Annotated in this window: 8 protein-coding genes; 3 read left to right on the top strand and 5 right to left on the bottom strand. The window is 58.1% G+C overall.

Going from position 1 to position 12,318, the window contains the following annotated elements; genetic code table 11:
• Positions 1-2: 2 nt before the first annotated feature.
• Complete coding sequence (locus ET34_RS0100935) at positions 3-407, bottom strand: hypothetical protein (RefSeq protein WP_031518704.1); 405 nt, start codon at positions 405-407, stop codon at positions 3-5.
• Between the two features lie 108 nt (positions 408-515).
• Here ET34_RS0100935 and ET34_RS0100930 point away from each other — a divergent pair, with 108 nt between their 5' ends.
• Together ET34_RS0100930 and ET34_RS0100925 are read left to right on the top strand one after the other, a co-directional pair.
• Positions 516-1,019, top strand: coding sequence for an ESA_00282 family adhesion-associated protein (locus ET34_RS0100930; RefSeq protein ID WP_031518703.1), 504 nt, complete (start codon positions 516-518; stop codon positions 1,017-1,019).
• Between the two features lie 80 nt (positions 1,020-1,099).
• Positions 1,100-1,588: a TIGR00645 family protein gene (locus tag ET34_RS0100925; protein WP_031518702.1), complete on the top strand. Its 489-nt coding sequence runs from the start codon at positions 1,100-1,102 to the stop codon at positions 1,586-1,588.
• A gap of 29 nt (positions 1,589-1,617) precedes the next feature.
• Here the strand turns inward: ET34_RS0100925 and ET34_RS0100920 are convergent, their stop codons facing one another.
• Positions 1,618-2,658 carry an aldo/keto reductase gene (locus ET34_RS0100920; protein WP_031518700.1) on the bottom strand — a complete coding sequence of 347 codons (1,041 nt, stop codon included), beginning with the start codon at positions 2,656-2,658 and terminating at the stop codon, positions 1,618-1,620.
• A gap of 445 nt (positions 2,659-3,103) precedes the next feature.
• Here ET34_RS0100920 and ET34_RS0100915 point away from each other — a divergent pair, with 445 nt between their 5' ends.
• Positions 3,104-4,777, top strand: coding sequence for a methyl-accepting chemotaxis protein (locus ET34_RS0100915; RefSeq protein WP_031518698.1), 1,674 nt, complete (start codon positions 3,104-3,106; stop codon positions 4,775-4,777).
• A 485-nt stretch (positions 4,778-5,262) separates the two neighbouring features.
• Here ET34_RS0100915 and ET34_RS0100910 read toward each other — a convergent pair whose 3' ends face one another.
• Genes ET34_RS0100910 through ET34_RS0100900 form a run of 3 tightly spaced genes read right to left on the bottom strand, consistent with a single transcriptional unit; the run spans position 5,263 to position 12,305 of the window.
• A complete protein-coding gene (locus ET34_RS0100910; protein ID WP_035890725.1) occupies positions 5,263-6,945 on the bottom strand; it encodes an ABC transporter ATP-binding protein/permease in 1,683 nt (560 codons plus the stop codon).
• The gene (locus ET34_RS0100905) at positions 6,942-9,710 is read right to left on the bottom strand and encodes a M16 family metallopeptidase (protein ID WP_031518695.1); all 2,769 of its coding nucleotides are present in this window, start codon (positions 9,708-9,710) and stop codon (positions 6,942-6,944) included. The genes ET34_RS0100910 and ET34_RS0100905 overlap by 4 nt, the downstream gene beginning before the upstream one ends.
• Before the next feature lie 51 nt (positions 9,711-9,761).
• Positions 9,762-12,305, bottom strand: coding sequence for a TonB-dependent receptor plug domain-containing protein (locus ET34_RS0100900; protein ID WP_031518693.1), 2,544 nt, complete (start codon positions 12,303-12,305; stop codon positions 9,762-9,764).
• Positions 12,306-12,318: the final 13 nt, after the last annotated feature.

The raw sequence follows: 12,318 nt of genomic DNA, 5'->3' as shown, positions 1-12,318 counted from the left end.
GCTTATTCCTCAAGCTGGTAAAAGAATGGCGTATTTTTTTCGCGGGTAATCAGATTAAGCCAAATTTCATTCCCGGCATCGTTTATCTGCGCTGTTTTTTCGGCCAGTAACGCCGCCAGCTCTTCCGGCTTAATTTCCTGCTCCAGCAGCAGTCCGTTCAACACGTTAGCGAAAGTTTCGATTTTAACGACGCTATTAATCCGCTCTTTAATATGGCGATCGCGCTCTTCAAGAATGACATTACGCGTTTGCCCGGCCCAGGATTTACCACACATGATCTCGCTTTCATAATCGACGAGCGTGGTTTGTTCTTCAGTCAAATCACTGTTATTTTCTTCTGCTGTTTTACGCTGGGCTTCGGGTTCAGAGATATGAAAGCGCGCCGGAACAAGATGGTCAGGCAGCATATTTTTTTTGACCTTTAATTTTATTAATAACAACGGAAAGTGGTTTAACCAGATCGCGTTGACAATATCATGCACCACTTTTAAAATCAAAAAAAACGGAGCGTTCTTATGGATACTATATTTTATGCCGTAGTGGTTTTATTACTGCTATTAGGCGGCGTACTTTTTTTGATGAAAGAGTATGGCAGTCGTCGCGCCCCGCTGCCGGAACCCGAAACCGTGGTGGCCCCGCCGGTTAACAAAGAAGAGAGCGAAGAGCATTTTGCGATGCTGATGAACGCCATTACCCCGGAATGGTACTGGCGGGTAAATCATGAATATATTGATTTTATTCACTCTACCGTTAAAAAAATGAGCCTTGAACAGCTCACTGCTGCCCCTGGGGTATTTGATGCCCAGCGCCGCTGCAGCGATCTTAATTCAGCGGTCTATAAGTACTACGACAATATTAAAAAACGCTGTATGAACGGTGAAGCGGTGACCTTCTCTGACATCGAGCTGATGAACCTGCGCCAGTGCTTCCGCGAGTTCAGCCTCGATGCTTACCCGCAACTGGTGGCGGTGGTCTGGCCCGCCTGCAAGCGCCCACAGGTAGCCCTCGCCGATATCTGATCTTCCCCCTGCGTGCTGTTGCAACCGGGCCTGGCATTCAGGCTATACTGAATGCCGGTTTGGTTATTTAACAGGACACTATGGAACGCTTTATTGAAAACGCCATGTATGCGTCACGCTGGCTTCTCGCTCCGGTCTACTTTGGTTTGTCTCTGGCGCTGGTCGCCCTGGCGATTAAGTTCTTTCAGGAAATCCTGCACACGCTGCCGCATATTTTTTCCATCGCGGAAGCGGATCTGATCCTGACGCTGCTCTCCCTGGTGGATATGACCCTGGTGGGCGGCCTGCTGGTGATGGTGATGTTTTCCGGCTATGAGAACTTTGTCTCGCAGCTCAATATTGATGAGGACAAAGAGAAGCTGAACTGGCTCGGCAAGATGGATGCAACGTCGCTGAAAAATAAAGTAGCGGCCTCCATTGTGGCTATCTCCTCCATTCACCTGCTGCGGGTGTTTATGGACGCCCGTAACATCCCGGATAACAAGCTGATGTGGTATGTCATTATCCACCTCACCTTTGTGCTCTCGGCTTTTGTGATGGGCTACCTCGACCGGCTCACCAAGCGCTAATAAAAAAGCCCTCATTCGAGGGCTTTTTTTTACTTGTCGGACGATGCCTGCCAGAGGTTCAGCTCGCCATCGGCCACATGGCGATCGATGCGCGCCAGCTCATCCTCGCTAAAGTGCAGATTATCCAGCGCCCGGACGTTCTCCTCCAGCTGCTCGGGCCGGCTGGCGCCAATCAGCACCGAGGTGACGCGCTGGTCTTTCAGCAGCCAACTCAGCGCCATCTGCGCCATGCTTTGCCCGCGCGCTTCCGCCATCTCATTAAGCAGTCGCAGGCTCGCCAGATTGGCCTCGGTAAGCATGTTTTCCGTCAGACCGCGCACCTTCTTGCCTTCGCGCTGCATGCGCGACCCTTCCGGAATACCGTTCAGGTATTTGCCGGTAAGCAGCCCCTGCGCCAGCGGGGTGAAGGCGATGCAGCCGATGCCGTTCTGTTGCAGGGTATCAAGCAGCCCGCTCTTATCCACCCAGCGGTTAAGTAGGTTGTAGGACGGCTGGTGGATCAGCAGCGGGATTTTCCACTCGCGCAGCAGGTCGGCCATCGCCTGGGTGCGCTCAGAGGAGTAAGAGGAGATCCCCACATAGAGCGCTTTCCCGCTCTGTACCGCCTGCGCCAGCGCGGCAGCGGTCTCTTCCATCGGCGTGCTCTCATCCACGCGGTGCGAATAGAAGATATCAACGTACTCCACGCCGAGGCGCTGCAGACTCTGGTCGAGGCTGGCAAGCAGGTACTTGCGCGACCCGCCTGAGCCGTAAGGGCCGGGCCACATGTCGTATCCGGCTTTGGTGGAGATGATCAGCTCATCGCGGTACGGGGCAAAATCCTGACGCAGCAGGCGACCGAAATTCTCTTCAGCGCTGCCCGGCGGTGGGCCGTAGTTATTGGCCAGATCGAAGTGGGTAATGCCGAGGTCGAACGCTTTGCGCAGCAGGGCGCGCTGGTTCTCCAGCGGGCTGACGTGGCCGAAGCTGTGCCACAGCCCCAGCGAGAGGGCAGGCAGGCGCAGCCCGCTTTTGCCGCAGTAGCGATACTGCATCTGTTCATAACGCGTTGAATCAGCAAGCCAGGTCATCTTCACTCCTCTGTCTTCAAGGTTTTTTGAAACACTGTTTCTATCTTAACGTCATCCCAGAGCGCTGAAAACCCGCCCGGGCAGTAAACGTGCGGCCTGTCCACTTTGGTTAATATGCAGGCATAACGTCCGGTAAATGTCGGCGGCGCTGTTATGCGCAGCGCATGACGCGAGCAGGAGTTAATTATTTATTCAGACTGCGGAAACGTTAATTGTTAACCTCAACATCCCTTATTTTTATGCGCTTTTATATTTTACTTAGTGAGCTATTTAAGTCTTCAACGGACATTTAACCCTAACGTTTCAAGTCATTGTAAAATAAGCCTTGTTTATAGCTTTATAATAAAGAGATTAATAAAACATTATATATTTCTCCGCCTTTGCCGATAACCGGGATAAGTCCTGCATGAGGACGAACCTATTCTTCACGGCAAGGATTTTTGATATGGGTATGCTTCGTAATTTTACTATTCGTACTGTAATGCTCTCCATTCTCGGCCTGTTTTGTTTGCTCTGGTCGGGCGTCGGGCTTTACAGCGTGTATTCCCTCAACGCGGTGGCGGACGGCAATACCGTTGACCGTCAGCTTGTTTCCCAGATGAACGTCCTGAGCAAAGGAAACGATCAGTACTTCCGTTTTGTGACCCGCCTGACGCGCGTGATGGAAACCCGCATTGCCGGTGGTACACCGGATGACACGGCTTTTGCCTCGGTCCAGCAGGCGCTGGATAACATGGACAAACAGCTGACCGCGTTTAAAGCGATGTCGCCAGGGCCGATGGACGCCGCGGTATCCCAGGAAGTGATCGCGAACTGGCAGAAGCTGCTGGACGAAGGCGTGAAGCCACAGATGCAGGCAGCGAAAACCGGTACCGTCGAGGCCTATCGCGCCCAGGCTAACAACGTGACGCCGCCGCTGAGCCGTGCTTTCGGTGCCAGCGCAGAGAAATTCAACGCCACCGCCGGTGATAAGCTGGATGAAACCCGCGTGACCGTGGACGGGCTGACGTCAGTCACCAAAGCGATCATTGTCGTTGCCGTGATCGCCGGCCTGCTGATCCTGCTGTTTACCGACCGCTATCTGGTCTCGATGCTGGTGCGTCCGCTGGACCGTATCCGTCACCACTTCCGCCTGATCGCCGATGGCGATCTCAGCCAGCCGGTGCAGGATTTTGGCCGCAACTGCGTGGGTAAACTGGTGCCGCTGCTGAGTGCGATGCAGGACAGCCTGCGCGAAGCGGTAAGCACCATTCGTGAGGGCAGCGACAACATCTGGCGCGGTGCGACGGAGATTTCGGCGGGCAATAACTCGCTTTCATCACGTACCGAAGAGCAGGCGGCCGCCCTGGAGCAGACCGCTGCCAGCATGGAAGAGCTGACTGCCACGGTGAAACTCAACGCCGACAACGCTCGTGAGGCGAGCAAGCTGGCCGATACCGCGTCGGTGACGGCGGGCCGCGGCGGAAATCTGGTTGATGACGTGGTGAAAACTATGGACGGCATCTCCCTGAGCTCGAAGAAAATTGCTGAGATCACTACCGTTATCAACAGCATCGCCTTCCAGACCAACATCCTGGCGCTTAACGCCGCGGTCGAAGCGGCGCGCGCGGGCGAGCAGGGTCGCGGTTTTGCGGTCGTGGCCGGTGAAGTCCGTAATCTGGCAAGCCGCAGCGCCGATGCAGCGAAAGAGATCGAATCCCTGATTGCTGACTCGGTGTCACGGGTGGAGAAAGGTTCAGACCTGGTCAGTGAGGCGGGTAACACCATGGCGGCGATCCTGAAGTCGGTGACCGATGTGACCGTCATCATGAAGCAGATTGCCGAAGCCTCTGAAGAGCAGAGCAAAGGCATCTCGCAGGTGGGTATTGCCGTAACCCAGATGGATGGCGTGACCCAGCAGAACGCCTCGCTGGTGGAACAGGTATCCGCCGCCGCGACCGCGCTGGAGCGCCAGACCGAAGCGTTGCAAAGCTCGGTGCAGAAGTTCCGCCTGTCTTCCGAAGGACGCGAGTCACGCGCAAGCGTCGTGCCGCAGAGCGCGATGGTGAAACCGCGTCTCGCGACCGTGACCGCCGCACCGGCAAAAGGCGCAGCCGACAACGACTGGACCTCGTTCTGATCAATAGCGGGGTGGAAAGGTGGGTGCACTCCGTTTACCCACCCTATAATCACTGGAACTACCGCCATCCCGTAGAGTGGGTAAGCAACGCGCACCCACCATGAACACATAAGCCGAAGCGTGGCCCCGTCCGGCATCACAACCGCCGCGCCGAGGCGTTGAGTCCGGGCTGGCGGTCGGGAACCGCCAGAGGGCGCGAGCCCCGGGATGGTGAAGGGGGTGGCGGCGAACCCCCTTCACCCGTTCATGAGCGGCAGTGTTCCCATGTGAGCGCGGTGCCAGGGTGAACGGAACCGCCACCGCTCTGCCATAACCCCACGCCAAAACCGGTGGGTGCACTCCGTTTACCCACCCTACAATCACATCCGCACTCTCGTAGGGGGGGTAAGCAACGCGCACCCACCACAAAAAAACGGTGGGTGCACGGTAAGGCGGGTCCCCCCTGTGACACCACTAATGAAAAAGCAGCCCGCGGGCTGCTTTTTTTATGCCTGTACTGCCGGGCTATGCCCGAAGGCATTGAGGTCAATATGCTGACTGAAATGGTGGTCAATCTCACGCTGGTGCGACACCGCCACCACCGTGGTATGCGGCAATTCGTGCCTGAGCAACTGCAACATCTGCTGGGTGGCGTCGGCGTCCAGGCTGCTGGTGGCTTCATCCAGATAGAGCACGTCCGGGGCCATCAGGATGGCGCGGGCGAAGGCCAGGCGCTGTTTCTGCCCGCCGGAAAACACCTGTTCCCAGTTAAGCTGCGTGTCCAGCAGCGCGGTCCATGCTCCCAGCCCGGTTTTGTCGAGGATGTCGGCCAGGCGCTGCGTATCAGGCTCCCGCTGGCGCGGATAGCTGAGGATCTCCGCCAGCGTACCGTAGCCGAGATAGCTCTTCTGCGGCAGCAGCATGGCGTTACCGCGCGGCTGCTCCCAGCTGCCGGCGAACCACGGCCAGACTCCGTTCAGGGTGCGCAGCAGCGTCGATTTTCCGAGGCCGCTGCGCCCGGAGAGCTTGTTCCAGCTGCCAGGCGGGCAGTGAAACGCAATACCCTCCATCAGGCCCGCGCCGTCCGGCGTGGTCAGCGACAGGCCTGCCACGTGCAACGACTCGCCAATCGGCGCGGGCTGATGCGGCGACTGGCTTTCGGCGATGGCCTGCTTAAACTGCTCCAGACGCTGCATACTGGCGGACAGCTCCACCAGCGCCTTATAAACGCGAATAAACCAGCTCAGCGCGCCGTGCACCTGCCCGAAGGCGGAGCGGATCTGCATCAGCCCGCCGAGGGTGACGGTCTTCGCCATAAACAACGGCAGCGCGGCAAACACCGGTACAATCAGGCTGACGCGGCTGTAGCCGGTGGTGAAGAAGCCGAGATTACGCTCGCGATCCATCAGCGCCCGCCAGTTTTGGGTGATGGCGCTGAAGGCATGGCGCAGTTGTCGCTTCTCCCAGGGTTCCCCCTGATAAAGCGCGATCTGTTCGGCGTTGTCGTGCTTGCGCAGCAGCGAGGCGCGGAAATCCGCCTCCGCACGCTGCTTCTGGAAATTGAGCCCGTGCAGGCGTTTGCCGATCAGGTGAGTCACGAGGCTGCCAATCAGCGTATAGCCCACTGCAACCCACACCAGATAACCATGAATCACCATTTCGTGACCGAACAGGGTGAAGCGCTGCACCCCGGACAGATTCCAGAGGATCACCACAAACGAGAACAGCTGGGCGCTGGTAATCAGGAACGACACGCTGAGGCTGACGGTTTTATCCACGAAGTAGTTAATATCTTCGGCGATACGCTGGTCGGGGTTATCGACCTTGCCGCTCAGCGCCATGCGGTAAAACGCCTGTTTCGCCAGCCAGCTCTCTACCAGCTCGGCGGTCAGGGACTCGCGCCAGCGGATGATCAGCAGTTTCGTAAACCAGTCCTGATAAACAAATACCCCGATGTAAATCAGAATATAGACGCAGTACTCCTTCACCAGGCTGTAGATCAGCGTGCCGTCGAAATTGCTGAGCGCGTCATAGAAGGACTTGCTCCAGTTGTTGATCAGCACGTTCAGCCAGACGATGGAGCCGCCGAGCGCGACGATAAGCGCCAGCAGCGCCCACGCCCGCCAGCTTTTTCGTCCGCCCCAGAACGAGACGCTGAGCTCCCACAGTAACGTCAGTTTCTTCTTCATTTCACGGCCTCTTGCGGCAGAGCGATATACAGAGCCTGGTTTTGCGCAGAGAGCAGATGCGCCGCCGCGTCACGTACCGTGGCAACGGTAATGGCGTCGGCAAGGGTATCAAGCTGGGTCAGATAAGACGGATTATCGAAGTGGGCGTAGCTCAGCAGCAGACGGCGCTGCAGGGTATAGATGTCCTGCGTCCGATTCTTCTCGGCTTTGATGAACTGCGCGCGCTGAGCATCCACCGCCCGCTTGTCGATTTTCAGCCCCTGGAATGCCTGGGTGGCGCGGCGCGCCATTTCGCGGGCGCGGGCAGGTGAGGTCGTAAAGCGCACCTCGGTTTCGATGCGCCCGGTGTCGTCATTCAGCTCGCTGGTAAAGCGCATGTTGTAGATCCCGCGCGCATCGTCGCGCAGCACGCCTTTCAGATGCTGATTCATCAGGTTACGGGCAATGCTCACCTGAACGGCGCGGGTCGGCGTCCAGCCTGCGTCGGTAAAGCTCCAGAGCCGCACATCGGCTTTAGGCTCGATATTTACCGCAGACGTTTGTTCATGCATGCCGGGGCGGGCAAGGTACGGTGCCGCGTTCAGCGCGTCGCCGCGCGGGATCGCCGCCAGCCAGCGGGTGACCGCCGCTTCCAGGGTATCAGCAGGCATATCTGCCAGCACAAAATAGGTCACCGGGGCGCGAGTCGCTGTGCGCCACTGGTCGAGCAGCGTTTCCGAAGCCAGCGTATTCAGCTGCGCGGGCGTCGGCTGTGCAAAGGCCGGTTTTCCAAAGCGCAGGCGGGTGATTTCATCTCCCCGACGCGCGGAACTGGAGCCCTGCTGAACGGCGAGGCGGCGCGCCAGCTGCATCAGACTCGACTTCATGGTTTCGCCATCAATGCCGGGACGGGTTTGCAGCGCCTGGTAAAGATGGAACAGTGCATCCAGCTTATCCAGGCTGGCCTGTCCGCTAACGGTAAGCGTCTGCGCCTGCTGGTCCACGCTCAGGGAGACGCCGTTCTGCTTCTTCCACTGTTGCAGGGCTTCGCTGTGCCAGCCCGCCGGGCCGCTCTGATCCACCAGCTGTGAGGCCAGCTGCGCCTGCCACGGCACCATGCCGTCGCCCATATATCCCGCTTCACTGCGGGCGGTAAACCACACCTTTTTCTCTGCCAGCGGCGTTTTCAGCCAGACCACGCGGTCGCCGTTGCTGAGCTGCCACTCCTTAACCTGGGCCTGCGGGAAGTCTGTCACCCCGGTGCGCGAGCCGGTGGCGTCGAGGGTCGGCAGAGTGGGAACGCTGACCGGCTGCGGAGCCAGCGGTTTCGCCAGCGGTGCCGTCGCGACGGCGGCTTCCAGCGCGTCTACCGTTTTCGCCGCGGGCAGCATCCAGTGGCTTTTGCCGGGGAAGCTGAACTGCACCAGCGTATCCGGCGCGTTAAGCCAGGCGCTGAGCCGGGCGTTCACTTCCTCCGGGGTGATGGTCGCCAGCAGGTCGGCGGCCGCGGCCCCGCGAGCCTGAGTGTCATAGTAGGCATTGCCGTTTGACCAGCTGGCGTTAAGGATTTGCACCCAGTCGCTGAAGGTGCGCATTTCCGGCTTCGTCTTCATACGCTGGGCGACCTTCAGCAGGCGCTGACGCTCGGCGTCGATATCCTCGTGGCGCAGCCCGTAGCGTTTAAGGCGGTCGCGCTCCTGAAACACCACTTTCAGACCGTCGAGATGGCTACCGGGATTCACATCGGCAAACAGCGCAAAGGCCACGGTTTCCGAGGCGATGTCGGAGCGACGCGCCACGATGTTACCTACCTGAGCAGGCAGGCCGTCGCGCTGGCGCAGCAGCTGGTCGGAGAGCACGCTGGTGACGATCTGGTTGATCAGGCGATCCCGGAAGCCCGCCGGGCCTGCACCCCAGGCTTCACGAAAGCGCATCACCAGGGAAACCTGGCTGCTGCCGCTTTCGCTGTCCTGCAGGCGCACAATGCGGCGCTGCGGTTTCAGGATCGGGTTGTCGTCTGCGCGAACGGCGGCGGCAAGCGCCGGCTCGCTGGCGAACTGGCGGGCGATCTGCGCTTCGGCGCTCTTGATATCGATATCGCCGATGATCATCAGGCGCATGGCCGCCGGACGATACCACTGCTGGTAAAACGCCTGCAGGGTGCTGGCCGGCGTGGTACGGATTGAGGCTTCGGTGCCGATCACCGGGCGATCCGGGTAACGCGATCCGTCGCGGATCGCCGCCACGCGCTGCTGGTTCATGCGCTCCGCCACGCCCAGCTTGCCGCGCCACTCTTCAAGGATCACTTTGCGTTCGTCATCCAGATCGCGCTGGGTAAGCTGCGCATGGCGAGTCATCTGATTGAGCGCCTCTAACGCCAGCGGCAGCCCCTTAACGCCGTTGGGCGGGCTGAACATGTAGAGCGTGCGCTGATAGTTGGTCATGGCGTTGTAGTGCAGCCCGCGCTGCCAGCCCTGACGTGCCAGCGCGTCCGCTACGCCGTCCGGCCAGCTGCGGCTGGCGCGAAACACCATATGTTCGACCATATGCGCCACGCCGGACTGGTCTGGCGTCTCGTCCAGCGAACCGGCATTGACGCTAAGGCGAATATCCACCCGGCCTTTATCTGCCTTGATCGGCACCAGGGTGTAGCGCAGGCCATTGGTCAGCTCGCCTTCGTGGATCTCGGGAAGCGGGCTGCTGGCGTCAGCGGCGTGCGCAGACAGGCTCAGGCTTGTAGCCAGAAGCGCGGCGCAGACGCCGCGAAAAGGGGTTAACCACATCATTATTTTCCTTGTTAAGCGCGCCGGCGCGTGCGGCACCGGCGCCGTCGTGCTTTACCAGCTGTACGCTACGCCGAGCCAGAACTGACGGCCGGTTTTATAGGTCAGGGTCGAGGAGGTGGCGCTGCTGCTCTGGGTGGCTTCGATCACGTTGTCGAGCACGTTGAGCACGTCGACGGTCAGCTCCAGAGACTGATTTTCGAAGGTCGGTTGGCGCCAGGCGAAGCGCCAGTCCCAGGTGAAGTAATCCTTGTATTTGGTTTTGCTGTAGCGCGTCGCATCGCCGGTGTAGCTGCCGCAGCCCGGGCCACCGTCCGGGCAGGTGACGGTCTCGGTGGTATAGCCTTCGTAGCCGGAGGTGTAGGTCAGGCTCTGGTTCCAGTTGAGGTTCAGCGCCGGGATCCAGGTGTTCACATTGACGAAGGCGTTCCACGGGGTGTTGAAGTCGAGCGCATCCATATCGGCGCGCTGCATCAGCTTATTGTCGAAAATGACCATCTGATCGTCGCGGTCACTGGTGTCGTAATACGTCTGCGAACTCGATTTGTTATCCGAGATGCTGGCGCCCAGCGACCAGCTGATGTCAGCCATGCTGAAGTGATAGGGGCTGACAGGCTCAGCGCTCAGCGACCAGGTGTTGCCTTCGGTTTTGGCGTTGTTGGTCAGCACGTAGAAACGATCGCCGTTGGCGTCGGTGACCGTCTCGCGGCCAAACTGATCGCGACCCTTACGGTTGACCCATTTCATGGTCCAGACGGTGTCCAGCACGCGCTGCGACAGGCCGAGGGAGATCTCATCGCTGTACGGCGTTTTCAGGTCGGAGACGTCATATTGCGTGCCGAGACTGCGCAGTTCCCCGGTTTCCCACGGGCTTTGCGCATTTTTTCGGGTCTGAATATAGTAGCTGCCGATGCCGCTGCGCAGCTTATAGGCCAGCATATTTTGCCCGTAGTAGCGGTTTGCGCCACCGAACAGGCGGGTGCGCTTGTCGCCAAACACGTCCAGCGAGCCGGCAAGGCGCGGTGCGAGAGTCGTGTTTTTCAGGTAATCGTCATACTGCAGGCGCACGCCGGGCGTCAGCTCGACCCGTTTGAAATTCATGCTGTCCTGCAGATAGATGGCGTAGTTGGTATAGCTGCCTTTGACGCTGCGCTCGGGGTAAAGCGTACGGCTTTTGATGTACTGTTCGCCGTCGATACACCAGGCATCGCCGGGCTGACAGACTACCCCCGGGCTGAGTGTGGCAGTGCCTCGGCTTAACAGCACATCATCAAAGCGGCGGTAGCGGGCATCAAACATATCCACCTGCCAGCCGGCATCAATCTGATGCGTCACGCCCAGGGCGGAGAAGGCATTTAGCTCGGCATCCTGCTTGAGCGTAGTGGTTGTTTTCTCGGTGCCATAATCCCCGTAGCCGCCAAGATAGGCAGTCTGGGAGCCTGTTTTACTCGGAACGCTGGAGCCCCAGTCAATAACATCGGAAACGAAATCGTTCGCATCACGATAACGCCACCAGTTCTGGTAGATATTCGATTCCTGTTCAATCTTATTCTGCTCGTGCTGGTATCCCGCCAGGCTGGTCAGTTTCCCCCAGGTGGCATAGTGTTCCCATTCCAGGTTGGTGCGCCAGCCGCCGCCGTGATTGGTAAAACCGCCGTTTTTAGTGTCGATTTTGTAATACGTAGATTCGTGCGGGGAATACATGCCGGTCAGACGCAAAATATCGCCGTTATCAGCAAACCAGGTGCCTTTTAATAAATACGTTTCCGAGAGGCGTTCCTGATCGGTCCATTTTTCCATATTGGTGTGATATTGCGGAATGGTGGACTGCTGGCGGTTATACGAGAAAATAAATCCGGCGCTGTCATTCAGCGGCTGGTTAAAGGTCGCTGAATAAAAGTTTTTGGTGAATTTCGGCTGATTATAAAAAGCCGTCGCTGCTTCGAAATCCTCTTTTTTATTGGAGTCGATATGATAGCTGGTCCACGCATTGCGGGTGGTGCGCCATGATACTTTCCCGGAGGCCCGGTCGAGAGACGGATCTTTTAAGCGCGCATCCACCACGCCGCCGGTGAAATCACCGTATTTTGCCGAGACATTGCTGTCGTAAACGTCAACCGTATCGATAAGCTCAGCGTTGATCCAGAACGACTGCGCGCCGCCTGCTGGAAGATCGGTCGGGCTGTAACCGTCCGGGCTGGCAGTCAGGTCGCCGCCATTCGCACCGGGGTTGATGGTGTTATTGTTTGATAACCCATCAATCATAAAGTTGTTGTTATAAAATTTCTCACCGTGAAACGAGACATTTTCCGGTGCGATTTCCCCTGGGTTCAGGCTGGAATTGCTGTCATTCGCAAAGCGCACGTTAGGGTTATATTTCAGCAGTTCGGTAACCGTGCCATTCCCGGTCGGGCGGTTAGCAATCTTGTCGGCATCAATAATCTGCGTACCCATCGACTGGCTGGTAGGGGCCGAGCGTACCACGATGGTATCGCTGGCCTGTTCTTCCGTTACCGGTGCAGTTTCATTATTATTTTCCGCCAGCGCGCCGGTGGATATAAGGCTTAAAGGTAAAATAAGATGCGCGATCTTATTCATGCTGTTTCCCCAG

The sequence above is a fragment of the Siccibacter colletis genome, assembly GCF_000696575.1.
Taxonomy (GTDB): Bacteria; Pseudomonadota; Gammaproteobacteria; order Enterobacterales; family Enterobacteriaceae; genus Siccibacter; species Siccibacter colletis.
Note: the sequence above shows the minus strand (reverse complement) of the source record. Positions and strands in the feature narration are given on the sequence as shown.